Source organism: Flavobacterium pedocola (assembly GCF_053764385.1).
Window position 1 is genome coordinate 304,954 of the sequence record NZ_JBSNCR010000001.1, and the last position, 22,423, is coordinate 327,376.

Here is a 22,423-nt window from a genome sequence, read left to right on the forward strand (position 1 = left end):
TTCACACTATAATATTGAAAGATTATGACAACAAATATTTTAGCACCAACATCAGACGAACTTTATACCATTCTTACCAATCAGCGAAGTGCCTTTTTACATGACGGCCCGCCCACACTAGAACAAAGACGAGCCGATTTGAAAAAATTTAAATCCGCAATGATTGCTAGGAGAAAAGAAATTGAAGATGCAATAAATACTGATTTTGGTCATCGTTCTCGCCATGAAACTGCAATCGTAGAAATTGTAGCCGTTATAGAAGGTATCAAATACCTAAGCAGCAATCTAAAGAAGTTTATGACTCCGAGTAAGCGAAAAGTTGCATTGCACATGCGATTTGGTAGCGCAAGAGTGGAATACCAACCGCTTGGTGTAGTTGGTGTTATAGCACCATGGAATTACCCAGTCAATTTATCGTTAATGCCTGTTGTAACTGCCATTGCAGCCGGCAACCGGGTGATGCTTAAACCATCAAAGTTTACACCTGCTACCAATGCTGTAATTGATGCGATGTTCAGTGAAATTTTTCCAAAAGAACAGGTAACCCTTGTAAATGGTGACGGCGCTGCATTCAGCAAATTACCTTTTGATCATCTTATTTTTACCGGCAGTACATCCGTAGGGCGATCTGTCATGAAAGCGGCAAGCGAAAACCTCGTACCTGTTACCCTCGAATTGGGTGGTAAATCGCCTGTCATTATTTCTAAAGGTTATTCGCTCGAAAAAGCGGCCTCTCGTATTGTATATGGAAAACTTTTAAGTGCAGGCCAAACATGTATTGCACCTGATTATGCATTGGTCCATGAAAGTGAAGTGGATGCTTTTATCAAAGCATATGATCACCATGTAAAATTAGCTTATCCAGAAGGACCAACCGGAGACGGCTATACTTCAATTGTGAACGACCAGCAGTATGCAATCTTAAAGAGCCTAATTGATGATGCTCAAAGCCATGGAGCCAAGATAATCGAAGTGGGGGTTCGTCCTGGTGATGCGTCAAAACGTCCTCATACAATGGCTCCAACTATAGTGTTGGGTGTAACAGATGAAATGCGTATTGCAAAAGAAGAAATTTTTGGTCCTATATTACCCGTCTTTGGGTATCAAACTATTGTTGATGCTATTAATTTTGTAAATGCAAGGCCAAGACCATTAGCACTTTATTTTTTCACTAAGGATGATAACGAAAAAAGAAAAGTTCTAAACAGAACTACCTCTGGCAATGTAACGATTAATGGAACATTTTCTCATATCGCACAAGATGATCTTTCTTTTGGTGGCGTTGGCGAAAGCGGTATGGGTGCATATCATGGCATAGAGGGTTTCCGAACACTCAGTCATGCCAAAGGAATTTATGAACAGGGAACCTGGAATGGCATGGATCTTCTTCATGCTCCCTTTACTGAAAATACAGATAGGCTTATTAACTTTTTTCTTCGTTAATTCGTTAACTTTATGAGTATTAAGATGAAACATTTTAAATCAATAAGTGAAATGGCAGTTGCCAACAATCTGCCACTACCGGAACATCCTATGTTGGGTCTGTTGCGTATTAATCGGCAGATTAAAATAAATAATGAAGCATATACCAGCGATTTTTACATGATTGGATTAAAAAAAGTAAAAGCTGGTTATGTGTTGTATGGACGAACCAAATTTGATCATGAGACGGGTTCTATGATATTTACTAAGCCACACCAGGTCATCGAAATGAGGAATTTAGAATTTGAAGAGGATGGATATATTTTAGTTTTTCATGAAGATTTTTTGACCGGACATGCATTGTATGAAGAGATTCAGCGTTATTCTTTTTTTGAATACGAAACAAATGAAGCACTTCACCTTGCACCAAAGGAGGAAAAAATTATCTGGAATATCTTTTACACAATAGAACAGGAATACAATAACAATGAAGATGAATTCAGCAAAGAGATTATTCTTGCAGCCATCAATTCTATGCTCAAATTTGCTGAACGGTTTTATAAAAGACAATTCATAAACCGGAAGCAACTTTCCGGGAAAACGGTAACTGAGTTTAATAAAATCTTACAGAAGTATATTAAGGATGGTTCACTTGATGACAAGGGATTGCCTTCTGTTGGAGATTTAGCAAACGGGCTGAATATTTCCTCAAGATATCTTACAGATTTACTGAAATTAGAAACAGGTAAAACTGCTATTGAACTTATTCATATTGCTCTTATAGGTGAAGCGAAGAATAGATTGAGAAAAAAAGATAAAACTATTTCTGAAATAGCCTACGATTTAGGATTTGAAAATATGTCTTACTTCTCCCGACTTTTTAAAAAAGAAACAGGTATGTTACCAACAGACTTTAAAAATCAATTTTTAAACTAACTAACAAAATTAAATAGGCATGAAATATTTCTTCTTAGCCATATCAGCGGTTATATTTTTGTTGTCATCAACTGAAACCTTTGCCCAACTTCCAGTGAAGCCACTTGCATCACAAAGTAAACTACTTGAAAGTGAGAATGAAACACTCGCTCGCAATAAGAAACTCGTTTATGATATGTGGAGGGAATTCATAGAAGGTGGACATCTTGAACTTGCAAATAAATACTTCGCCGAAAATTATATGCAACACAATCCAAATGCTGCAACTGGACGAAAAGCACTTGTTGATTTCTTTTCGAAATTCTCAAAACCGCAACCAATAGCTGACTCAATTAAATCATCTGTTGTTGCAATCATTGCAGAGGGAGACCTTGTAATGATAAGTTTTGCAAGAGAAATATCGGACCCTGTGGACAAATCCAAAAAATACACGACCACCTGGTTTGACCTTTTTAGGATTGAAAACGGGAAAATTGCGGAACACTGGGATTGTGCCGAAAAGATGCAAACGAACTAAATAGCTTACAATGTAGAGTAGAATTTTGTGTCTCGCTGGGGTCTTCGTAATAATGATTGGCAGAAAATATGAAAAGTTTCTGCCAAACCTTGGGCAAAAATAAAACCATTTCTGAAATAGTATATGATTTAGGATTTGAAAGTATAAAGATTTACTGTTTATCTATAATATTTTCCATACCCCATTTTTCCATTTCAGTAAGCACAGGATCAAGACTTTTTCCAAGCTCAGTTAATTCATATTCTACTCGTGGAGGAATTTCATTATACTGCTTCCTTGTTAATAAACCATCTTCTTCAAGTTCCTTTAATTGTTCAGTTAATACTTTTCTAGAAATGTTTGGAATACGAGCAGAGATTTCTCCAAAGCGCCTTTTATCTGACTTCAGACAATACAAGATAACTGGTTTCCACTTACCACCGATTAGTTGGAGCATACCAGTTACCGGACATTTAATTTCTCCTTTTTTATTTGCTTTAGTTACCATTTTGTTACTACTATTTAATATGTTACCTAAAGGTAACAAGTTACTTTTTAAAACTATTATTTGTTACTTTGTGTAACAAATGTAATTATTAAATTTTAAAAAACAAAAAAAAATGATTTTAGTAACAGGGGCAACAGGACATTTTGGAAAGTCAACAATTGACTTTCTTTTAAAAAAAAGAATTTCTTCAACCAATATTGTTGCATTGGTAAGAGACGAAGAAAAAGCAGATGATTTAAAAAACAAAGAGGTTGTATTACGAATTGGCGATTATGACAATTATGATTCACTTGTAAATGCTTTTAAAGGTGTAGAAAAACTACTCCTCGTATCTGGAAGTGATATATTCAAGCGTGGCACACAACATCAGAACGTAGTAACAGCAGCCAAAGAAGCTGGAGTACAACACATTGTTTACACCAGTTTTCAAGTGAAAAACGAAACGGAATCTTCACCGCTCTGGCTAGTTACTCAATCACATCTTCAAACCGAAGCATTGTTGAAAGAAAGTGGTATAAATTATACGATTCTCAAGAATACACTCTATATGGACTTTGTTCCTGCTTTTCTTGGTGAAAAAGTGTTAGAAACAGGGGTAATTTATTTTCCTGCTGGTAATGGTAAAGTCGGAGCTGTTTTACGTTCTGAAATGGCAGAGGCTACTGCAAATATCCTTACAGGTTCTAATCATATTGGAAAAACCTACCGCTTTACCAACCACGAAGCATTTTCGTATCAAGAAGTTGCTCAACATCTTTCTGAAACTACTGGTAAAACCATCAGCTACATTTCTCCAACGGCAGATGAGTATGCACACACCTTATCGGAACATGGTATGCCTGAAGACTTTATTGGCTTTTTCTCTAGCTTTGCAGTTGCTCAAGCAAACGGAGAATTGGAAATCGTTGACTCAGACTTAGAACAAATTTTGGGCCGCAAACCAACTTCTGTAAAGACATTCTTAAATCAAATTTATTCATCACCTAAAAAATAAAAAACATGAAATCTATTAAATCTTTTGTATTCATATTTATCATGAGTACTTTTTCAGCAATAAATGCACAAAATATTCCTACTGGAAATTCGTGGACTGTTACCCAAAATAAAGATGTGAAAGTTCACACTTATATGAGTCCGACAGCTATGTTTGCTAATACGAGTCATATTATAGAACTAAAAAAAGAACTCATAATCGTTGACGGACAATTCTTTGCACCCTACGCACTTGAATTGAAAAAATTTACTGATTCATTAGGCAAACCTGTAACAAGGTTTTACATAAGTCACGACCATCCTGACCACTTTATAGGTTTTGGTAATGCTTTTCCAAACGTAAAAGTATATGCTTTGGCTGAAACAAAAGCCTCCATTGAGCAGACTGGACAAGGAGTTTTGGAGCAAAGACAAGCTCAATTTGGATCTATGATTGCTACTAAATTGAATAAACCTTCTGTCATTCAACAACCGGGAGAGGAAACAATCGGAAATGTAAAATTTATTTTTGAAAAGTCTTTAAATAATGAATCGGCTGTTTCGCTTGTAATCAAACTACCTGAAATTGGTTTGTATATCGCCCAAGATATAGTTTACAACAAAATTCATTTATTCATAGAAGGCGATACTAAAGGTTGGGAGACTGGCTTACGAAAAATTATAAAGGAAAAAAACTATAAAATAGTTTTATCGGGACACGGAAAAGAAGGGGGAATTGAGCTTTTAAAAGAGAACCTAAATTATTTAGCTTTCGTAAAAGAAACAATCTTGAAGTCAAAAAACAAAGAAGAATTTAAGGCTGCTATCATTAAAAAATATCCCAAATATGGAGGCGAACAATTGATTGATATTTACCTAAATTATTATTTAAAGCCTAACAATTGGGTCAAGTAAACTAATCAATAATTTAATAAAAATGAAGTATGGTAAAAAGCCATACTTCATTTTTTAAATCAACAAATATTTGTTGAAAATTAAACAGATGAAAAGCGTCAAACACAACAGTAAATCCAGAAAGATGTGAGATGAAGATAAACATGTAGACACATTTTGTATTTAACTTATGGATTACAATTAAACTTGAATATTATGTATAGAATAATTAAAATAATAAAAGAAAATTGGATTGTAATATTGACAATTATTGTAGTTCTTTTCACTGCATTTGAGTTTTATATAACTATTAAATAAAGCTTAATATTTTACATTTAAACGCATTAAAATCAATATCTCAATATTTAGAATTAGTATTATCAATAAATTCATAATACCTTTTTAAGCATATGATTTATTAATCCCTAAATTAATTTTTTACATTATACAAATTGAATAGTAAAACAATCCTACAATTAACTAAGTTAAATGAGCAGTTAAACTTTATTGAAATAGAAATTGATAGTCAAATAAAGAAATGTGAAAATGCAATTGACATTATATTAAAGTCAATAGAAGCAATAAAAAAAATCATATCTAAAAGTACTTTCAAGACTGATTCAGAGGAAATTATTTTCTTTAAAGAAATAAAGCCTCAATTCACCTCTAAGTTAATCTTTTATAACATGGTTTATAAAATTGAAATGAAAAAACCTAATGGAGGGAATAGAATATTAAAAAAATACTATCATAATGAGCTTTTAAAGCTAAAAGCTTTTTTTGATAATGAATTGGAATTTTATCAATATTACCGCTCAGGAAGTACATATTTGGATTATAAGTACTTCCAAAGAGGTAAATTTGACATAAAACTAGCTTTGGATAGCTATTACTTCGAAGCAGACACTACATTTTCAACTTCACATGATTTTAAAGTAGCAAGAATCTTAGCAAATGACCTAATTCAATTATATTTAGAAAACCAGTTGATTGTGATTGAAAATAAAGATAATAGTGAGAAATCACAACGTAAACCGAATATCAAATTGATGTGGACAGGATCAAAAGTGGCACTAACTGAATTATTGTATGCATTGCACTCGGAAGGTGTTTTCAATAATGGAGCTGTCGATTTAAAAGATATCGCCGAATATTTCGAACACATTTTTGAAATTGACTTAGGACAATATCGTCGTGCATTCCTTGAAATAAGAGCAAGAAAGAGTGAAAGAACAAAATTCATTACATCTTTAAACGAAACTCTTCTAAAAAGAATGGACAATGCAGATGATATAGTTTAGTTAAAAATCGTTCACAGCATAATCTCCGTTGTGAAATAAAACACTTCAAATAAATCAATTTTGTGTCATAACAATCTAAAACTTATGTTATGGCAATTGAAGTAATTACCCGTGAAGACTTAAATGAATTTAGAAGTCTATTATTGAATGATTTAAAGCAATTCATTCAACCTCAATCTCAACAAATTAAGCAATGGCTAAAATCCAACGAAGTCAGAAAATTGCTTAATATTTCCCCCGGAACTTTACAAAATCTCCGTATTAACGGAACGCTCACTTTTACCAAAATTGGCGGAATCATGTATTATAACTATTCAGATATTGAAAAAGTCTTGAATGGTAATACTCAAAAAAGAGGTTCAACTCTTTTCAAGTAATGTAATCCTATTGAATGAATTACATTAAACATCTGACAGGTTTTTTCAATTGCATCGGCAATGAAGAAATCATTTACCCTACTCACATCAGTTTGTATTTGGCATTGTTTCAAAGTTGGAATGTAAATCGGTTTAAAAATCCGATTACGATTTCTAGGGAAGAAATGATGAAAGCCAGTAGGATTGCCTCAAAAGCAACCTATCATAAGTGTATTAAAGAATTGCAATTACTCGGATTCATAGAGTATTTACCATCCTATAATCCGTACCACGGTACAGAGGTAATAATGTATAATCTTTCTGATGGGAATAAACGAAGAAGTAGTTCAATAATTGACAATACAAAACCAATAATTGAACAAGTTAATGGTCAGGTAACTGAACATGTTATTGAACCCCATATATATAATAATAAACAAACATTTAAAAACAATAAAAACATATCTATTGAAAGCAATTTAGAAAGTTCAATTGAAGAAGATTATTTAGAAGCTGACGAGAAAGAAAAAAAAAGTTCCGCGAAAAAAAAAGAAAGTCCAAGTTTAGATTTGGTGAAGGATTATTTCAAGTATCAAGATTATCCTGAGCTTGAAGCAGAGCGATTTTTTAATTATTACACGAGTAACGGTTGGTTAATTGGTGGAAAAACCAAAATGAAGGACTGGAATGCAGCAGCTAGAAACTGGATGCTCACGACTTCTAAATTTTCAATCAATTCACCGCAAATTAAAGAACAGTCAAAAGCCAATAATTTACACATCCAAGAAGACAAAGACTATGCAGAACCATTGTAAGAGAATCAACTATGAATTTACAATACAACTATCCAGAAATTCTAGCTTGGTTGGAACAGAGAGGCAAACAAGACTATGGAGAAAAGTTTCATTTTGCTCAGCAGGACATCCTTAACATCACTAAGCTTATAGCCTATTTTCTGAAGGATGAAACAAAAACAAATGAGTTTGGTATCGATTTAACGAAAGGAATTTTATTATCAGGGCCTGTAGGTTGTGGTAAAACAACTTTGATGACTTTGATGAAATATGTTGCCAAACAAAACAACAGATTTTATTTGAAAACTTGCAGAGACATAAGTTTTGAATTCATCAAAGAAGGCTATGAAATAATACACCGATACAGTCGTGGAAGTTATTCCCAAACCGAGTATAAAAATTACTGCTTTGACGATTTGGGGGTTGAACAAAATTTGAAATACTATGGTAATGAATGCAATGTAATGGCTGAAATCATTCTTTCGAGATATGATCTTTTCATTGCAAGAAAAGTGCAAACTCATTTAACAACAAATCTTTCTGCTTCAGAAATTGAAACAGCATATGGTAACCGAATTAGATCAAGATTAAGAGGAATGCTGAACCTCATTGCTTTCGATAAAAATACAGCAGACAAACGCTAACTAGAAAAACCAATATGAAAATAACCTTAAAGAAAATCAAAATAGCGGATATTGAAATCATACAATCCGAATTGCTAAAATTCATCCGAAGTAAAGTTGATAATATTCATCATTGCAAGGATTATGAAAAGTATTGCAATGATATAATTGTTATAGACACCTTACAAAGTATGTTCTACATTTTTAGAACAAAAATTGAAAGCAAAAAAGTAGATTCAAATATTAGCTTAACTCCAACACAATCAGTCATTCTACTTTATTGCTGTCAGTGGGAAAGAAAAGAACGAACTCAAGAACAAGGAATTGTAATGCAAACTATCTCTGATATAATTCACGAAAGACTTGTCAATATTTAAATCAAAAATTATGAAAGTAAAAAACCGCTTTAAAATAGTTTGCCTGAATGTATTGGCATTAGTGATATGCTTAGCAATCATTATAACAGCCCCATTGCAATTTTTTGATTTTATCTTCAAAGGCAAAAACCGAATCCTAAAGTATTTGGAGGATAAGGTATTTAGGATCTTATTCCGAATAAATGATTTGAGAAAGAATACTTAACAGAAACGAGGATACAAATGAGTAAAAAAAATAAAAAACCGCTTCCGCATTCGGCAACTAAAGCTGAACTGATTGCAATGTATTGCAATCAGTTCAGTGAAGCCAAAATTAGGAACCAAATCAATGAAATCCTTAAAGAAAAAAACATTTCTAAAGATACCAAAATAATACCTCATTTGGAGTTTATGGAGTTTGTAGAGACTTATGGACTGCCAAAAGGGTATTATCTTGATGATTAATATTTATGCCTCAATAAATAGCTTTCTATTTCCACATCATCAAAAATGTTTTCTTCGATAACCATCTGTTTAAATATATCCACTTGTATCTCTGCATCCAGTTCAGTTTCATTCATAGATTGCGCATCTGCGATATAAAATTGCCATCCAATCAAATCAACTCTATTCTGATGCTCAAATAATAACATTGCAAGCTCTAATTCTGCTGATGATACTTTTAATAGATCGGCCCATTTATCAAAGTTTGCAATTTTTGCAATGACATGCTGAGCATTCATAAGACTGAAATTGTCTTCGTCAATGCCAAAGTCCGCAATAATCATTTCTATATCAAAATACTTTGGTGTGTATTCGTATAGAAAAGCAGTAGTGGTTTTGTCCAAAACAGGACTTTTTGTTTTAAAATCTTTGTGTAGATTTTTTGCTTGAAGTTTGAAGTAATCAATAGTGTTCATAATATAAATCCTTTTATTTCAAAGATTATTATCCTGAGGTTTGCGTTCGTATACTATTATCGGATAATAAGCCCTGAAGGTTTATATTATCTAGTTATTGGTTGATAAAATCTTTGCACGAACGAGCAGGCATACCAAAAACACCTGAGACAAATATAATAATTTCATTCAAATTATTCACTCCTTTTCTAAATTATTCACTTGTTTAAAAGCAATTGGGTTACTATAACATTGCAATAGAATTGCAATGATACCTGATAATACTTTTGAATACCTGAAAAACCTTTGCAATACTTCACGATACCTCACCATACTTCAAGGCGAGGTTTTTTTATTTCAAACATTTGCCTATGAAAGTTAGCAAATGAAAATGACCAAAGATGAAATCAACTTAATTCTAAAGCGAAGGATAAAAAGTGGTGATGAGTTCAACCACTTAATTGAAAAACCTAAAGGGCAAAAGGTAAAACTCAAAAAGGGAGATACGTTTTATTCGGTTTCGATGATGAAAGTTTGGGTAGAAACTTTCTACAAGCAGGTTGCCAAATTATCACAAATCCTAAAAGGAAAAACGATTCAGGAGACATGTGATAAGATTCATTACTTCCTGTATTACGACATCCAGTATCAGGCTGATGGGGTAACACAGAATTTAAGAAGTCCTGCCAATAGTTGGTTCAATCGCAGAGATGGAATTGATTGTAAAAGCTATTCGATTTTCGCTAGTTCGATCTTAATGAATTTAGGAATCAAACACTATATCAGGCAAATTAAGCAACCTAAGTTCAATCCAAAGCAGTACACCCATGTCTATGTGGTTGTGCCTTTCAATCAGATTAGCGGAAAGTTAGATAAAGGTCATACAATTATTGATGGAACAATACAGAGTAACAAAGAACCAAGTTATACGGATAAAAAAGATGTTTTTATGGATCAGAAATTACCACATATAGGATTGAATTGTCCTGCTCCTAGAAAGAAAGGTTGGTATGTAACCCAGAAACCTTGCAGAAAAGCATATGAGTTATATGATTTTGCTAGAAGTGCTGAACAAGCAAAGAATATGCTAAAATCATTGGGTAATGATGCAATTGCTCATAAATCAACAAGTGAAGGCGGTGCTTATAATATCTATGTCAAAAGTAATAGTATTTATGGCAGTAAAAGAGGGTTAAAGGGTGTCGTAAAAAAGACAACTCAATCCCGTAGAAGATTTCCATTTTAAATAATTTGATTATGATAATATTAGAAGAACAAACAGGATTAAATGCAGGCTTGAATCGAGGGCTCAAAATTGGCAAAATGCTTAAAAAGAACGTGCGATTGAAAAACGTATCGATTAAGAATGCTGTGAAAGTTGGTAAAAAGTTAGTTCCAATTGCCTCTATGGCTATGAGTATTATTCCTGGAGGAGGTATAGCAAGCAAATTGCTTGACAGCAAAGTAGGTAAAATACTTACCAAGGTTAAAAGCAGTAAAGCAATAAAATTAGCTACAAAATTAGGCAAAAGCAAAGTAGGCAAATTTGCGATAAACAATGTTGTGAAACCAACTATAAAAAATGCTTTTGCAGGTAATCAATCACAGCCTGTTTACAACGAACTACAACAAGTTGAAACTTCTGAACCAGTTGAAGTAATGCCAAATGCGACTCCTACACCTGCACAATTGGAAACTATTGCAGAAGTAAAAGGAGTTCCGGCGGAATCCTTAACTACCAGCACAACAGAGACTGGTGAGGCAGTTCCAAATGATGTGCAGCTTGAAACTATTTCCAAAGTCAAGGATATTCCTGTGCAAAATTTAAAAGAAGAAGCCCAAGCACAAAGGGAAACTGCGCAAATTGAAAACGGAGTAACTACAAGCGATAAACCTAACTATACCATTCCAATTGTCATAGGTGTTGGCGCAGTAGGTGCAATTCTTTTAGCAACAAGTTCAAAAAGTAATTAATAAACATAGAAATGAAACAAGAATTAATAACAATCAGTTCTGCCGTTGTTGTAGGTGCTCTTTCAAGAGGTCTTACAGGCACTATGACCGAGACATCCTCTAACACGGTAAAAGGTGTTGTTAATGGAGCGGTTGCTATTGGTGCTGGATTTTTAGCGGTAAAAGTAAACGGAAGTGATACCAAAAGTTCACTTTTAAGAGGTTCGGCAATAGGTGTTTCCATTGCTCACGGTCTGGAATTAGTAAAGAATATCTTTTCATCTGAGAAAATTGCTTCTAAGCTAAATCCTGAAACAACAATCGGAAGATTTATGCAAAAAACAGCAGGTCTTTCAGGAGCAGTTAATGGCCTAAGTGGCTATATCGATGCTTACGGTAATTATCACGAAGACGGTTTAGGCGGTTACATCGATATCAATGGTAACTATGTAGAAAATGGTTTAAATGCTTTTGATGGTGGTGATGGATTGGGCGGTTATGAAGAAGGCTTAAACGGATATTTTGATGAAGCTGGAAACTACCATGAAGATGGTCTAGGAGGTTATATCGATGTAAATGGAAACTATGTTGAAGATGGCTTAAGCGGTTATGAAGATGACGGTTTAGGAGCTTATGAAGATGACGGATTAGGCGCATACATCGACGAAAACGGAAACTACATACTGTAACCCAAAACAAAAAGTAAAATTTAATTTATAAAAAAATGGAAAATAGAAATCCACAATTACAAAGAGCAATTAAAGTTTTAGGAGCGAGACAACGTCAAAACACTCAAGTTGCAAGACCACAAGCCACAAAATTGGTTGATAAGACTTTTTACCTTAACGTAAAAGTTGATGGAATGAGTGGTATCAATGAACTCGTTGATGCTAACACCAAGAAAATTGTAGGGGTTACCAATTTTGATGGAAACCTACTCAACTCAGGGCGTGATGTGGTTATTGATGCTATTCGAGTGCAGTTTACCACCAAAGGTGATAAAATTGAAAACGCAGATTGGCAAAGTAGAGATACACTACCTGCTGAATTGCAAAATGCAGATTTAAGGTTGATTCAAACCAATGATATGCTCATCGATTTACCTCTTACTGACGTTCAAAACTTCAAGACTGAAGATTATCGTCCCATTGCCACCACCCCGCTTTTGAGAGCTAAAGAAGAATTCAAATTGGAGTTGGAATTTCCGAAAGGTGTTACCGTTCCGATAAAGGAAGGAATTCACATGTTTTTGCGATTGGAATTTAGAGTAACTGAGGCTAAAAAATAAGAGAACAAATAAAAGCCGAAGTCTAATAGCTAAGGCTTTTTAAATCTTAAAGAAATATGCGACAAATTCAACATGTAGTAAAGGCAATCATAAAACCAGGAGAAAGTAATACTTCAGAGAATTTTAAACTTCCAATTGGTTTTACCACAGGTGTAGCAGTATACACTAATGGAGTCGAAAAAAGTATCAGCGCAATGACATCCATTGAGATGAAAGATGATAACAGTATTGCAATTATCCCTTCAGTTCATATTGATAACTGGCGACAATCAAATGGAGGAGAATACGAAAAGAGTTTTAAGCCTTTGAATTTCGATACAGGGAATAAAGATTACTCACTCATTTTCGCTTTGGACGAACCATTAAAAAGTGATGTTCCATTAAAATTTCATGTAGTGTTTTTATACAACAATAACATTAATAAAGTATAGCATGTTTGTAGAATCTGCTTTTATAACAAGAGAGTTTAGGGAAGAACAAATTCCCGTTTTAGAGGGAGTTACCTGCCTTTCGGTTGTAAATACAGGAACTACAATTGCAATTATCAATGGTGTTACTATTTACCCAACACAGAAGCAGATTTTAATTCCTCCCGATGGCACTTTTTCTAAGGTAAAGTTAGAGGTCAATTATGTGACAAGTGAATCAACTTTCAACCCAATATTGGTTAAGAGAATCATTGATGTGAAAGAACGAAACAGGATTTTACTTATCTACAAAAAACTAATTTAAAATGGAGCAATTAGATGATTTGATGGATAAACTGGCAAGCGATAAATTTTGCGCTGTAACGGTTTACGACAGGACTACTTCAAAGCCAATTTTCCGCAACATAACCCATGAGCAGATAAAAAATGATTATGGAACAAGCGAAGAATTTTTTGAAAAACTCTATAGTGATGGGTTTACTAAACTCACCATTCAGGAAAAGCGTAAAAACGGAGTAAATGCTTTCAAAATTGAAGGCGACCCTTTCGATGTAACTTTTGGAGAGATTCAATCTAAATCGAGAGATACAGAAGAAGAGCCAATGCCTGTTTCCAAAAAGAAGAAGAAAAAGAAAAAAAGCACTGGTCTTATGGGTTTGGGAATTGCTGACATCTTCGACTTGAAATTACAAGCTCGTGATCGGGATGAACTGGCTAAAAAGTTGGAAGAATCTGAAAAATATAATCGGGAACTTAAAGCTAAAAACGAAGAACTCACAGAGGAAAAATTACAAAGAAAATATACCAAAGAGAGTAACGATAGTTTGAACAACATGCTTTTAGGTGTAGTTAAACAAGCTCCTATTATTTTAAAAGGATTAGGGTTTAATGTTCCGGTTGAAAGTGGCGGTTTAGCAATGGCTTCACCTGATGATTTGGAAGATGAAAATTATTCAGATACTAAAAAGGCTTTCTTGGATGTTACCAGGACACTTGACGATGACACCATAACATTGTTATCAGTTATTTATCAAAAAATCAATGAAAAGTCCGAAAACAATCTCTTTTCACAAGAATTATTCGGGTTATTACAAAAACATCAAATGTTAGTATGAGTACAATAAGTATAAAAACAAAGGAGACTAATCCTTTCAAATTGCAAAAGAAGACTAAGCTAGTACAGGAATTATCGGATTTGGATAATGATGTTTTAGAAAAATTGGTGGAGTTGAAGAAATCCAAAAAAGCCATTGCAATGGTTACCGATGCTCAAAGCTGGCAAACAATCAAAGAGTTCATAATGTAGAAAGTTGGAGTAGCCCGTTTTGTATGCTCCATTTATGGAACGGGCGAAACAATGATAAAACACAGGTGTAGACATTGCTCCAATTTAAGAAAGTAAAGATGAAACAAGGAGAGTAAGATGAACCAACTACTGGGACAACTCTTTAGAATGCTAAAAATGAAATCCTCGGAGTAAAAATGAAATTGGGAGCAATACTACAGCCAAGAAATGAATATGAAAAGACAAGGCTTACATAATCCCGCAGTACTTACCGCAGTAGCTTCCTCTACACAGGGACAAAAAGCAATTGCAACAACTCTTGAAAATACAAGTGCAGGAGTTAATGCTACGGTCTCGATAGTCAAAGGGGTCATGAAAATGGGACTTTTTTTAGGTGTGGGTTACTTTGCTTACAAGAAAATTTTTAATGGTTTTTCACCTTTGAAAGAAAACAAAAGAGAGAGACCAAGCAATATTTCAACAGGTATGGCAAAAAATAAAGCTGAAGCGATTTACAGTGCAATGTATGGTGTTGGAAATGGTTTTAAATCGGTAAAACAAAATCTTATGGGCGTTAATCCTAATGGATTTGTGAGAATCCATAATGCTTTCGGACTAAGAAAAGGAATTAATCCTTTATCCAAAAAAATGACTCTGATAGAATGGTTTAGTGATCAGTTCAGCCAAAATGAACTAATGGAATTACGCTTTTTAATTCCCAACTTTTTTTAATCATGGACAGTTCAAAATTACTGCCTATCTCGATTAGTGTAGCGGGATTGGGAATATTGCTTTTTGCCATAGCTCAAGCAAATAAAGATAAAAACGGAAATGCTTATTTGAATCAAGGAACTGTAGAAAATAGCTTCAATGCTAAAGAAATAGCCACCGTGCTTTACGATGCTATGAAACAAGCCAATTTTACTAATACTGAGAAACGCAAAACCATTTTTACAACGCTCACAGGAGTAAGTCAAGCACAGTTTTCATGGGTTATTAAAGCATTTGGAAGCAAATATTACAACACTCTTACGGGAAACACCTATTTCGCATTATGGCAAACTCCTGTAAAACATCCTTTGAAGGTTTGGCTTAAAGAGGAATTAAGTGACAGCGATTATAAATTATTGAAATCAAATTATCCAAAATACTTATAAGAATGACCACAGAAGATAAAATATGGATTGGTGGCGGAATCGCTCTTGCTATTGGTGGTGGCATTTATTATTTCGTTCAAAAAAATAAGAATGATAATGAAATCAATCAAGAAATTGAAGCGGATTTAAGCAATGAAACTTTACCTGTTACGACACCAAAGCCTATACGAACTCCAACATTGGCAACGGCTCCAATTGTTCCTGTTAAAACGATTTCAGAGACACCAGTAAGAAGTGCTGATACCTTTAGATACAGCATAGGTCAGGAAGTGATGGCATCAGGCTTTAATGGAACAAAGACTTATGATGCACGAAAAATGGCTGACGGGAATTATACCAGTGAGGGAATTCGAAAAGCCACTTTCAAAAAAGGCGATAAAATCGGTAAAATTATTTGGGTTGGCAAAAGACCTGATGGAACATATCGCTATGTAGCTCAAAGGGATGGTACTTTTTTAAATGACATCTACTGGATTGCTGACCACAGCGTCATAAAGCCAGTAGGAAAGATTTTACCAACGATTCAAGCTGTAACTGAGACATCAGGAATTGATAAGACTATACTTCTTAAAAAAGGCAGCAAAGGTATGGAAGTAAGAACACTACAAACTTTATTAAAAGTTAAGGTGGACGGCGATTTTGGAAGAAATACAGAGAATGCTCTTTTCACTCAAAAAGGAGTAAAACAAATCAGACTTAAAGACTGGAGATAATGAATAAAAGTACAGGAGTATGGATTGGTTTAGGCGTATTGGGCGCAATCATTATCGCTTCAATGAGTGATGAATCTAAACCTAAAATAGAATCAAAATCAAATAAAAAAACCAATGTCGAACCCAAAAAAGTACAATTGTAATGGAATTTTTATTATCAAATAGTACGCCTTTTTTGAAGGCTTTTAAAAAGTATGCGATTAATACTCCAAAGCGTGTTGCGCATTTCTTAGCACAGCTTCACGAGGAAACTGGGGGATTTATAAAGCTATCAGAGAATTTGAATTACACTCCCGCTGGACTTATTGAAACTTTTGGTACGAATCAGATTTCAGTTGCTCAAGCTAACCTTTATGGAAGAACCGCCAAACGAAAAGCCAATCAGGAAGCCATTGCCAATATTGTTTATGGTGGAAAATGGGGAAAAGTAAATTTAGGTAATACACAAGTTGGTGACGGTTGGCGATTTAGAGGACGTGGGTTAATTCAATTAACAGGCAGAGCAAACTATCAAGCCTATAAAGATTATTCAGGAGTTGATGTAATTACCAATCCTGATTTGGCTTCACGTCCTGACATTGCAATTGATATTGCAGGTTGGTTTTGGAGCGTGAGATTCAAACTTAATCCAATTGCAGATACAAACAATATCACATCAATTACTAAGAAAATTAACGGTGGTCTTACCAATTTTTCTGAGCGGGTCAAACAGCTTAATTATTATACAGGCATTGATACACTTGGGATATTAAAAAAAAAAGCGAGTCCGAGACCGGTCAAATCGAAGAGTAAACCTGTTTATAGCTACTACAACCCTTTTACTAGGGTGCTCGATTTTGGTTCTAAAACTAAATAAAGGATAAAATATGTTACCAATAGAAACCATACTAAACTATTTCTTGGGTTCAACAACCCTGATTTCGATTTATATCGCTTGGAAGTCAAGAAATTCAGAGCTAAAGAAAACGGAAGCTTCAGCACTCGAAGCTATCGATTCAATTTATACCAAAATGTCAGTTGTAACGGATAAGAAGTTTGAAGAAATGCAGCGGATTATTGATGAAAATACTATTGAAATTAAAAACCTTAAAGAACAATTACAAGAATACCAGAAAAGATGTTCCAGCTGTTTGAACAACAAGAATAATGAAAAGACAAATTCTGAATAGAATCATTTTAGCCGCCAGTTTGTATTATGAAGTCGATTTATTTCAGCTAATAGAAACCAGTCAGTTAATTCTTTTCATAATTAAAATTCATCTTAACAAACCTAAATCATGAAAAAGTCAATTCAATTACTAATTCTCATTTTTTGCATTCTGCTAATAAGCTGCTCTTCTACAAAAAAAATCAAAGAAGAAAACACTTTCCTTAAGAACGAGATTCAGAAACGGGACAGTATTAGAAATACGGTTATCAATCAAGCAGTCGATGATAACCTAATTACTCCAGTTATACAGAGCCAAACAGGAAATACCATTTTTGATAGTTTGGTTAATGCTAAGGTGGATGAAATCTTATCAAAGCTGAATACTGCTAAAAATTCAGGTGATAACAGCTATAAACTTATTTATGACAAGCTTAAAAAACAGTTGGAGTTTTATGTGCGAATTGCCCAAACTCAAAACGAAAATACGGCAGTTAAGAAAGAAAAGATAAAGACAATTATCCAGGTTAAAAAGATTCCAGTTGTGGTGAAAAAACCACTCTCAAAACTGGAAAAATTTTTAATGGGATTTGGTCTTTTGGCATTACTCTACATCGGGTTTAAGATAGTATCTCTAATCAGAAAAAAAACTACCGTATGGGCGTAAGAGCAAAACATATCGTAATCACTGGGGTATTATTAGGCATTGGAGCATTATGGTACACCAGTAAACTGAATAAATGGAAAGAAACAATGAAAAAATTAAAAGCACTACCTACTGGGATTAGAAACTTCGATATTAATTTCAAACGAATGCGCTTTAATTTAGATGTTACCATCTACAATCCTACAGGAGATAATTTTAGTCCTGATGGAGTTGTTGCAACAGTTAAGCGAATTATCCTCAAAGATAAAACAGCCAAGCGAATTGCTACTATTACAGTAAATAAATCCTTTTTATCCATTCCTGCCAAAGGTAAACATGTACTAAAGGATCTGATTGTAGAAATTCCAATACTGGAAAATATTTCCAATTGGCAAAGTCTCTCACAGATAAGAAGCGTAAATGATATTCATACCGAAACGATTTTGGGTGTTTTAGGCAAAGAATATTCAATAATAAAGTAAGTATGGATTTAATATCATCATTCAATAATCTTAACGGTAAAACTGTAAAACGTTCCGTTTTGAAATCTCTTTTAACAAGAGCCAGAAAGCAGAGGCATTCGATTATTGCAAGTCGGATTAGTAAAGTTTTACAGCAAAATAATGATGCACTTTTTACTATTGAACTAACGCAATTAATAGAACCTACTGGACTTAGTGGAGCAGAACAAAGAATCATACTTCCAACATTAGAATATATTTCCGAAGAAGATTCTGAAGGTGGACTAAACGGTGTCTCTCCTGATGACATTTACAGTTATATCACAGACTTGATTATAAATACCATTGATAAAGTTGGGCATTTGCCTTGGCAAAAAGATTGGGTAGGTTCAGGTTCTGATGGTGCTGCTAAAAATTATGTTAGCAAGAAAGAATATACTGGTGCAAACTTCCTACTCAATTTTGACATAAAGTTTGATAAAGAAGGTAAAGGTTATTTAGTGCCTATTAAATTCATTCAACCTTATTACTTGACATTTAATCAAATAAAGGAATCTGGTGCAAGTTTAAAGAAAGACAGTAAAGCAAGGCGTGTGATTTATTACACCATGATTTTCAGCTTTGATAATGGTGTTTTGCAGTTCAAAACTACGGACAGGGAAAAGTTTACCGAGTTTGTAAAAGCGAATGGATTGACTAAAGAAGATTTAAGAGAGCAACTTACCAAGATTCCAGTAATTAAATATTACAATGTCTTCAGAGCAGATGATTGTACAGGATTGAAATTTCCTGAAGCAACAGGCAATAAAAATGTGAATCCTATTGAGCAGGCTCAAAACCTTATAGATGGTTATAAGGACCCGCCTACTTACACTTTTGTTGGAGATAGAGCTTATTATCAGCCATCTACCGATAAACTCAATATGCCAAATATTAAGGCTTTTAAAAAGGAAGCTTCCTATTACTGCACTTATTTCCATGAGTTGACCCATTCTACAGGAGCAAAAAAAAGATTGAACAGAGATATGACCGGAACTTTTGGGAGTAAGCCTTATGCCTTTGAGGAACTCATTGCAGAACTCGGAGCAGTTTTCATGTGTTCTGAATCTGGAATATTATTTCAGACCAAAGAAAACTCGGCTAAGTATCTTAAAAATTGGAATACTGTTTTGGTGAGCGAATTAGAAAATGACAACCGCTTTTTCTTGAAAGCTTCAGCACAATCTCAAAAAGCAGTCAATTACATATTAGGCAGAAATACAGAAAGTGAAGAATCCGAAATAGTGAAAGAAGAGGTTAAAAAAGTAGCATCGAAAAGACCAGGAAAGAAAAAAGTAAAGCCGAAAGTTACCAAAGCTAAAAAAGCCGGACTTTCAGCCTCGGCTGTGGTTAGAAAAAATACTGAATCAAACAGAAAAAGAATTGTACCTACAGTTGCAAAAAGAAGAGAAAAGTCAGTTGTTTCCAATCAGGATAAAAGCCTTAATGAACTTGAAAAACTTGGTTTTATTTCTGCTAATTCAGCTCCGCAGGAAGCTAAAGATATATTTGTTCTAGGTGGCGAAATTGGTAAGTTTTTACAAAAACAACAACCTCACAAAGCTCTAATCCTGATAAAGGGTAACAAGCACAGTTCAAAATCACAGTTGGCCATGCAGATTGCTAATGCCTTTGGAGAGCAACAAACGCCAGTAGCTTACATCGATTATGAGCAAGGCGGGATTGAAAGCAAGGACACTGTAGATAGCATCAACAGAAATACTACTGAAGCTGGGAGAAAGTACATAGCTATAAAAGGTTATTTGGAAAATCCTTTTGAAGAACTACAAGGATTTTGTAAAGTGGTTAAAGTAATTATTGCCGATTCAGTTACAGATTTGAAAATAACAGCCGACCAATTGAATTACCTACGTACCAAATACCCAAAAATTATTTGGTGTTTTATCTCCCAAGTAAAAGAGAATGGTGCTATGTATGGCGGTAACAAAATGGCGCATAATCCAACTTCAGTAATTCATTGTTCATCAAATCCTGACCCTAAACAAAGGTTTGCAACATTGGAGAAAAACAGAGGTAATGACCTCACTTTAAAATACTCGATGTACTACAAGAAAGTAGTAAGTGAACCTAAAAAAAAGAAATTATCATTTAAAGTCAAATAACTAAAATCAGAAATCATGGTAGCAAAAAAAGTAAAATCAAAAGGCAAAAAAAGAATCTCAGCTAAAAAGCTTTGCAGTGGTGTAATTCAGCGTGAAGGCGTTAAAAAAGATGGAACTCTTAAAAAGGGTTATCGTTATGTCAAAGGAGGTAAGGTTGTGAAAGCAAAAGCAAAGAAATAGTTTTTGATTTGGGTTGATTGGGAAAGCCGTGTTGCAGAGATGTAGCAGGGCTTTTTTATTGATTATTTTTTGTAGTGTTTTCAAAAAAACAGGTGAGTATTTCATTGTTAAAGTTTTTATTATCTTAGCGGATTATACATTTTTTTAACAAATATAAGAACACTATGCAATCAATTTTTGAAGAATTTTTATCCTGGTTGAAGATAAATTGGGAGTATATAGTTGATTTTGTAAATCTTTTAATAAGTCTATTAACTTTACTAATTGCCTTTAAAATTTTTAACCGTTTTTCGTTTAAAAATAGAGTATTAGAAAAACAATTTGAAAGTGTATCTGATTTGATTAATATATTGCAAAACTGGACAATTTCTATTCATGCTAAAGGAATTGAAAAAGAAGAAGATTATTTTAGTACAGGATGGAGAGTAAAATTTTTTGATTTTAAGGACTTAAATAAAATGGATAGTTTTAAAGGATTATTTTTTGAAGAGAATATCTTATTTACTCAAGAATGGTTTGAACACAATCCATTAATTGGGTTAGACAACAATCCTTTTTTACCAAAAAGTATTAGCAAAAAAATAGAACCTTTTAAAATTTGGCTACCTACTAGAGCAAATCCTCAATTCTATAAAAAAGTTATTTACATAAATTTAGATGAGTTCGATACATCAGTAAGGAGATATTCAGATCTTGGCCTAATCTGTAATCCAAGAGAGAAATGTTTTAAAAACTTTGAAACATTTAATGAAATGTGCAATGATTTAATAGTAGAAATAGAAAATTGGCTTAAAAAATATGATGCTGGCGATATTCATCTTAAATAAAATTATTAATTGACTACTCAAATGAAAACATCATCAACTAATTAAAATGCTGAATATGTTAAAAAGGAATGATTATATAAAACTGATTGAGGAAATTCGTAATACTGAGAAAAAATCTATTGATGAATATATAGAAAAGGTGCTTGTACCTTTAAGGAAGAGGAATGATTATTTCATAGAAACTTTATACAAAGACATCTTCTATTTAATAAATGATATAGATAAAAAAGACGAAAATGATTTAGAAATAGAAAATGGTAGTTTAGTTATTGAAGATGGAGATATAAAACTAACGGGGTATCAATCAAGGCTACATAATTTATCAATGTGGTTGCATTTTGAAATGGTTAAGAAGTTTGCGGAGGATAATCCATTAACTTTTATAGATAAAATGAAGAATTTTGAAGAAAATTTTTTAAAAAAGCCAAACTATACGCCTGAATATAAATCACAGCTTAACAAAATAAAACGAAGTTTAAGAAAAGAGCGTACACAGAATTTAGGTGAAAAAGAAAACTTTTGGGATAAAATTTTTGAGATGGATAATCTCGAATTGAAGCCAAATATTGCAGGTATAGGGATAAATTTCAATGAAATATATAACAAATTTAAAAAGTAA

33 protein-coding genes are annotated in these 22,423 nt (G+C 33.6%); 31 read left to right on the forward strand and 2 right to left on the reverse strand.

The window, feature by feature from the left end; genetic code table 11:
• Positions 1-24: 24 nt before the first annotated feature.
• The 3 genes from ACWPKD_RS01415 to ACWPKD_RS01425 are packed head-to-tail and all read left to right on the forward strand — an operon-like array spanning position 25 to position 2,875.
• Positions 25-1,443: a coniferyl aldehyde dehydrogenase gene (locus ACWPKD_RS01415; protein ID WP_455410891.1), complete on the forward strand. Its 1,419-nt coding sequence runs from the start codon at positions 25-27 to the stop codon at positions 1,441-1,443.
• A 24-nt stretch (positions 1,444-1,467) separates the two neighbouring features.
• Complete coding sequence (locus ACWPKD_RS01420; RefSeq protein WP_455410892.1) at positions 1,468-2,358, forward strand: helix-turn-helix domain-containing protein; 891 nt, start codon at positions 1,468-1,470, stop codon at positions 2,356-2,358.
• 19 nt (positions 2,359-2,377) lie between these two features.
• A complete protein-coding gene (locus ACWPKD_RS01425; RefSeq protein ID WP_455410893.1) occupies positions 2,378-2,875 on the forward strand; it encodes a nuclear transport factor 2 family protein in 498 nt (165 codons plus the stop codon).
• Positions 2,876-3,026: 151 nt separating this feature from the next.
• Here the strand turns inward: ACWPKD_RS01425 and ACWPKD_RS01430 are convergent, their stop codons facing one another.
• The gene (locus tag ACWPKD_RS01430; RefSeq protein WP_455410894.1) at positions 3,027-3,362 is read right to left on the reverse strand and encodes a winged helix-turn-helix transcriptional regulator; all 336 of its coding nucleotides are present in this window, start codon (positions 3,360-3,362) and stop codon (positions 3,027-3,029) included.
• 112 nt (positions 3,363-3,474) lie between these two features.
• On the opposite strand from ACWPKD_RS01430, the gene ACWPKD_RS01435 reads away from it, so the two are divergent.
• The 8 genes from ACWPKD_RS01435 (at position 3,475) to ACWPKD_RS01470 (ending at position 9,123) form a co-directional block, all read left to right on the forward strand.
• Complete coding sequence (locus ACWPKD_RS01435) at positions 3,475-4,356, forward strand: SDR family oxidoreductase (protein ID WP_455410895.1); 882 nt, start codon at positions 3,475-3,477, stop codon at positions 4,354-4,356.
• A 5-nt stretch (positions 4,357-4,361) separates the two neighbouring features.
• A complete protein-coding gene (locus tag ACWPKD_RS01440; protein WP_455410896.1) occupies positions 4,362-5,249 on the forward strand; it encodes a hypothetical protein in 888 nt (295 codons plus the stop codon).
• A gap of 431 nt (positions 5,250-5,680) precedes the next feature.
• Entirely contained in the window at positions 5,681-6,529 is an 849-nt protein-coding gene (locus tag ACWPKD_RS01445) for an RteC domain-containing protein (protein ID WP_455410897.1), read from the forward strand.
• 89 nt (positions 6,530-6,618) lie between these two features.
• Entirely contained in the window at positions 6,619-6,906 is a 288-nt protein-coding gene (locus ACWPKD_RS01450; RefSeq protein ID WP_455410898.1) for a helix-turn-helix domain-containing protein, read from the forward strand.
• 14 nt (positions 6,907-6,920) lie between these two features.
• Positions 6,921-7,700 carry a transcriptional regulator gene (locus tag ACWPKD_RS01455; protein ID WP_455410899.1) on the forward strand — a complete coding sequence of 260 codons (780 nt, stop codon included), beginning with the start codon at positions 6,921-6,923 and terminating at the stop codon, positions 7,698-7,700.
• 11 nt (positions 7,701-7,711) lie between these two features.
• Positions 7,712-8,323 (forward strand): ATPase, encoded by a 612-nt coding sequence (locus tag ACWPKD_RS01460; RefSeq protein WP_455410900.1) that lies wholly within the window; start codon positions 7,712-7,714, stop codon positions 8,321-8,323.
• A 14-nt stretch (positions 8,324-8,337) separates the two neighbouring features.
• The gene (locus ACWPKD_RS01465) at positions 8,338-8,679 is read left to right on the forward strand and encodes a hypothetical protein (protein WP_455410901.1); all 342 of its coding nucleotides are present in this window, start codon (positions 8,338-8,340) and stop codon (positions 8,677-8,679) included.
• Between the two features lie 222 nt (positions 8,680-8,901).
• Entirely contained in the window at positions 8,902-9,123 is a 222-nt protein-coding gene (locus ACWPKD_RS01470; protein WP_455410902.1) for a hypothetical protein, read from the forward strand.
• Here ACWPKD_RS01470 and ACWPKD_RS01475 read toward each other — a convergent pair.
• Positions 9,120-9,578: a hypothetical protein gene (locus ACWPKD_RS01475; RefSeq protein ID WP_455410903.1), complete on the reverse strand. Its 459-nt coding sequence runs from the start codon at positions 9,576-9,578 to the stop codon at positions 9,120-9,122. The two genes, ACWPKD_RS01470 and ACWPKD_RS01475, sit on opposite strands and share 4 nt — an antisense overlap.
• A 364-nt stretch (positions 9,579-9,942) precedes the next feature.
• Between ACWPKD_RS01475 and ACWPKD_RS01480 the strand changes: the two genes are divergently transcribed.
• From ACWPKD_RS01480 to ACWPKD_RS01575, 20 genes are all read left to right on the forward strand, one after another.
• Positions 9,943-10,803 (forward strand): transglutaminase-like domain-containing protein, encoded by an 861-nt coding sequence (locus tag ACWPKD_RS01480; RefSeq protein ID WP_455410904.1) that lies wholly within the window; start codon positions 9,943-9,945, stop codon positions 10,801-10,803.
• Between the two features lie 11 nt (positions 10,804-10,814).
• Positions 10,815-11,531, forward strand: a complete 717-nt coding sequence (locus ACWPKD_RS01485; RefSeq protein WP_455410905.1) for a hypothetical protein — start codon at positions 10,815-10,817, stop codon at positions 11,529-11,531.
• An 11-nt stretch (positions 11,532-11,542) separates the two neighbouring features.
• Positions 11,543-12,199 carry a hypothetical protein gene (locus tag ACWPKD_RS01490; RefSeq protein WP_455410906.1) on the forward strand — a complete coding sequence of 219 codons (657 nt, stop codon included), beginning with the start codon at positions 11,543-11,545 and terminating at the stop codon, positions 12,197-12,199.
• Positions 12,200-12,234: 35 nt separating this feature from the next.
• Positions 12,235-12,798 carry a hypothetical protein gene (locus ACWPKD_RS01495; RefSeq protein WP_342692687.1) on the forward strand — a complete coding sequence of 188 codons (564 nt, stop codon included), beginning with the start codon at positions 12,235-12,237 and terminating at the stop codon, positions 12,796-12,798.
• 56 nt (positions 12,799-12,854) lie between these two features.
• Entirely contained in the window at positions 12,855-13,229 is a 375-nt protein-coding gene (locus ACWPKD_RS01500; RefSeq protein WP_455410907.1) for a hypothetical protein, read from the forward strand.
• Between the two features lies 1 nt (position 13,230).
• Positions 13,231-13,530 (forward strand): hypothetical protein, encoded by a 300-nt coding sequence (locus tag ACWPKD_RS01505; RefSeq protein WP_455410908.1) that lies wholly within the window; start codon positions 13,231-13,233, stop codon positions 13,528-13,530.
• Position 13,531: 1 nt separating this feature from the next.
• Entirely contained in the window at positions 13,532-14,341 is an 810-nt protein-coding gene (locus tag ACWPKD_RS01510; protein WP_455410909.1) for a hypothetical protein, read from the forward strand.
• A complete protein-coding gene (locus ACWPKD_RS01515; protein ID WP_455410910.1) occupies positions 14,338-14,532 on the forward strand; it encodes a hypothetical protein in 195 nt (64 codons plus the stop codon). Before ACWPKD_RS01510 ends, ACWPKD_RS01515 begins: the two co-directional genes overlap by 4 nt.
• A 213-nt stretch (positions 14,533-14,745) precedes the next feature.
• On the forward strand, positions 14,746-15,243 hold the full coding sequence (locus ACWPKD_RS01520; RefSeq protein WP_455410911.1) for a hypothetical protein: 498 nt from the start codon (positions 14,746-14,748) through the stop codon (positions 15,241-15,243).
• Positions 15,244-15,245: 2 nt separating this feature from the next.
• On the forward strand, positions 15,246-15,668 hold the full coding sequence (locus ACWPKD_RS01525; RefSeq protein WP_455410912.1) for a hypothetical protein: 423 nt from the start codon (positions 15,246-15,248) through the stop codon (positions 15,666-15,668).
• Between the two features lie 2 nt (positions 15,669-15,670).
• Positions 15,671-16,381 (forward strand): peptidoglycan-binding domain-containing protein, encoded by a 711-nt coding sequence (locus ACWPKD_RS01530; RefSeq protein WP_455410913.1) that lies wholly within the window; start codon positions 15,671-15,673, stop codon positions 16,379-16,381.
• Positions 16,381-16,524, forward strand: coding sequence for a hypothetical protein (locus tag ACWPKD_RS01535; RefSeq protein WP_455410914.1), 144 nt, complete (start codon positions 16,381-16,383; stop codon positions 16,522-16,524). The genes ACWPKD_RS01530 and ACWPKD_RS01535 overlap by 1 nt, the downstream gene beginning before the upstream one ends.
• Positions 16,524-17,237 (forward strand): glycoside hydrolase family 19 protein, encoded by a 714-nt coding sequence (locus ACWPKD_RS01540; RefSeq protein WP_455410915.1) that lies wholly within the window; start codon positions 16,524-16,526, stop codon positions 17,235-17,237. The genes ACWPKD_RS01535 and ACWPKD_RS01540 overlap by 1 nt, the downstream gene beginning before the upstream one ends.
• A 10-nt stretch (positions 17,238-17,247) precedes the next feature.
• Positions 17,248-17,550 (forward strand): hypothetical protein, encoded by a 303-nt coding sequence (locus ACWPKD_RS01545; protein ID WP_455410916.1) that lies wholly within the window; start codon positions 17,248-17,250, stop codon positions 17,548-17,550.
• 108 nt (positions 17,551-17,658) lie between these two features.
• Entirely contained in the window at positions 17,659-18,195 is a 537-nt protein-coding gene (locus tag ACWPKD_RS01550; RefSeq protein WP_455410917.1) for a hypothetical protein, read from the forward strand.
• Entirely contained in the window at positions 18,186-18,656 is a 471-nt protein-coding gene (locus tag ACWPKD_RS01555) for a hypothetical protein (RefSeq protein ID WP_455410918.1), read from the forward strand. Before ACWPKD_RS01550 ends, ACWPKD_RS01555 begins: the two co-directional genes overlap by 10 nt.
• A gap of 2 nt (positions 18,657-18,658) precedes the next feature.
• Positions 18,659-20,797 carry an ArdC family protein gene (locus tag ACWPKD_RS01560; protein ID WP_455410919.1) on the forward strand — a complete coding sequence of 713 codons (2,139 nt, stop codon included), beginning with the start codon at positions 18,659-18,661 and terminating at the stop codon, positions 20,795-20,797.
• Positions 20,798-20,812: 15 nt separating this feature from the next.
• Positions 20,813-20,977 carry a hypothetical protein gene (locus ACWPKD_RS01565; protein WP_163409605.1) on the forward strand — a complete coding sequence of 55 codons (165 nt, stop codon included), beginning with the start codon at positions 20,813-20,815 and terminating at the stop codon, positions 20,975-20,977.
• A gap of 164 nt (positions 20,978-21,141) precedes the next feature.
• The gene (locus tag ACWPKD_RS01570; RefSeq protein ID WP_455410920.1) at positions 21,142-21,804 is read left to right on the forward strand and encodes a hypothetical protein; all 663 of its coding nucleotides are present in this window, start codon (positions 21,142-21,144) and stop codon (positions 21,802-21,804) included.
• Positions 21,805-21,859: 55 nt separating this feature from the next.
• Positions 21,860-22,423 carry a hypothetical protein gene (locus ACWPKD_RS01575; RefSeq protein WP_455410921.1) on the forward strand — a complete coding sequence of 188 codons (564 nt, stop codon included), beginning with the start codon at positions 21,860-21,862 and terminating at the stop codon, positions 22,421-22,423.

Excerpts from the sequence above, each read along its gene's own strand:
- ACWPKD_RS01435 (WP_455410895.1), top strand. The coding sequence starts at position 3,475 with ATGATTTTAGTAACAGGGGCAACAGGACATTTTGGAAAGTCAACAATT.
- ACWPKD_RS01550 (WP_455410917.1), top strand. The coding sequence starts at position 17,659 with ATGAAAAAGTCAATTCAATTACTAATTCTCATTTTTTGCATTCTGCTA.
- ACWPKD_RS01485 (WP_455410905.1), top strand. The coding sequence starts at position 10,815 with ATGATAATATTAGAAGAACAAACAGGATTAAATGCAGGCTTGAATCGA.
- ACWPKD_RS01510 (WP_455410909.1), top strand. The coding sequence starts at position 13,532 with ATGGAGCAATTAGATGATTTGATGGATAAACTGGCAAGCGATAAATTT.
- ACWPKD_RS01500 (WP_455410907.1), top strand. The coding sequence starts at position 12,855 with ATGCGACAAATTCAACATGTAGTAAAGGCAATCATAAAACCAGGAGAA.
- ACWPKD_RS01425 (WP_455410893.1), top strand. The coding sequence starts at position 2,378 with ATGAAATATTTCTTCTTAGCCATATCAGCGGTTATATTTTTGTTGTCA.
- ACWPKD_RS01465 (WP_455410901.1), top strand. The coding sequence starts at position 8,338 with ATGAAAATAACCTTAAAGAAAATCAAAATAGCGGATATTGAAATCATA.
- ACWPKD_RS01520 (WP_455410911.1), top strand. The coding sequence starts at position 14,746 with ATGAAAAGACAAGGCTTACATAATCCCGCAGTACTTACCGCAGTAGCT.
- ACWPKD_RS01475 (WP_455410903.1), bottom strand. The coding sequence starts at position 9,578 with ATGAACACTATTGATTACTTCAAACTTCAAGCAAAAAATCTACACAAA.
- ACWPKD_RS01440 (WP_455410896.1), top strand. The coding sequence starts at position 4,362 with ATGAAATCTATTAAATCTTTTGTATTCATATTTATCATGAGTACTTTT.
- ACWPKD_RS01460 (WP_455410900.1), top strand. The coding sequence starts at position 7,712 with ATGAATTTACAATACAACTATCCAGAAATTCTAGCTTGGTTGGAACAG.
- ACWPKD_RS01490 (WP_455410906.1), top strand. The coding sequence starts at position 11,543 with ATGAAACAAGAATTAATAACAATCAGTTCTGCCGTTGTTGTAGGTGCT.
- ACWPKD_RS01420 (WP_455410892.1), top strand. The coding sequence starts at position 1,468 with ATGAAACATTTTAAATCAATAAGTGAAATGGCAGTTGCCAACAATCTG.
- ACWPKD_RS01565 (WP_163409605.1), top strand. The coding sequence starts at position 20,813 with ATGGTAGCAAAAAAAGTAAAATCAAAAGGCAAAAAAAGAATCTCAGCT.
- ACWPKD_RS01560 (WP_455410919.1), top strand. The coding sequence starts at position 18,659 with ATGGATTTAATATCATCATTCAATAATCTTAACGGTAAAACTGTAAAA.
- ACWPKD_RS01530 (WP_455410913.1), top strand. The coding sequence starts at position 15,671 with ATGACCACAGAAGATAAAATATGGATTGGTGGCGGAATCGCTCTTGCT.
- ACWPKD_RS01515 (WP_455410910.1), top strand. The coding sequence starts at position 14,338 with ATGAGTACAATAAGTATAAAAACAAAGGAGACTAATCCTTTCAAATTG.
- ACWPKD_RS01470 (WP_455410902.1), top strand. The coding sequence starts at position 8,902 with ATGAGTAAAAAAAATAAAAAACCGCTTCCGCATTCGGCAACTAAAGCT.
- ACWPKD_RS01555 (WP_455410918.1), top strand. The coding sequence starts at position 18,186 with ATGGGCGTAAGAGCAAAACATATCGTAATCACTGGGGTATTATTAGGC.
- ACWPKD_RS01455 (WP_455410899.1), top strand. The coding sequence starts at position 6,921 with ATGAATTACATTAAACATCTGACAGGTTTTTTCAATTGCATCGGCAAT.
- ACWPKD_RS01525 (WP_455410912.1), top strand. The coding sequence starts at position 15,246 with ATGGACAGTTCAAAATTACTGCCTATCTCGATTAGTGTAGCGGGATTG.
- ACWPKD_RS01540 (WP_455410915.1), top strand. The coding sequence starts at position 16,524 with ATGGAATTTTTATTATCAAATAGTACGCCTTTTTTGAAGGCTTTTAAA.
- ACWPKD_RS01535 (WP_455410914.1), top strand. The coding sequence starts at position 16,381 with ATGAATAAAAGTACAGGAGTATGGATTGGTTTAGGCGTATTGGGCGCA.
- ACWPKD_RS01505 (WP_455410908.1), top strand. The coding sequence starts at position 13,231 with ATGTTTGTAGAATCTGCTTTTATAACAAGAGAGTTTAGGGAAGAACAA.
- ACWPKD_RS01575 (WP_455410921.1), top strand. The coding sequence starts at position 21,860 with ATGTTAAAAAGGAATGATTATATAAAACTGATTGAGGAAATTCGTAAT.
- ACWPKD_RS01480 (WP_455410904.1), top strand. The coding sequence starts at position 9,943 with ATGAAAATGACCAAAGATGAAATCAACTTAATTCTAAAGCGAAGGATA.
- ACWPKD_RS01495 (WP_342692687.1), top strand. The coding sequence starts at position 12,235 with ATGGAAAATAGAAATCCACAATTACAAAGAGCAATTAAAGTTTTAGGA.
- ACWPKD_RS01570 (WP_455410920.1), top strand. The coding sequence starts at position 21,142 with ATGCAATCAATTTTTGAAGAATTTTTATCCTGGTTGAAGATAAATTGG.
- ACWPKD_RS01450 (WP_455410898.1), top strand. The coding sequence starts at position 6,619 with ATGGCAATTGAAGTAATTACCCGTGAAGACTTAAATGAATTTAGAAGT.
- ACWPKD_RS01415 (WP_455410891.1), top strand. The coding sequence starts at position 25 with ATGACAACAAATATTTTAGCACCAACATCAGACGAACTTTATACCATT.
- ACWPKD_RS01545 (WP_455410916.1), top strand. The coding sequence starts at position 17,248 with ATGTTACCAATAGAAACCATACTAAACTATTTCTTGGGTTCAACAACC.
- ACWPKD_RS01430 (WP_455410894.1), bottom strand. The coding sequence starts at position 3,362 with ATGGTAACTAAAGCAAATAAAAAAGGAGAAATTAAATGTCCGGTAACT.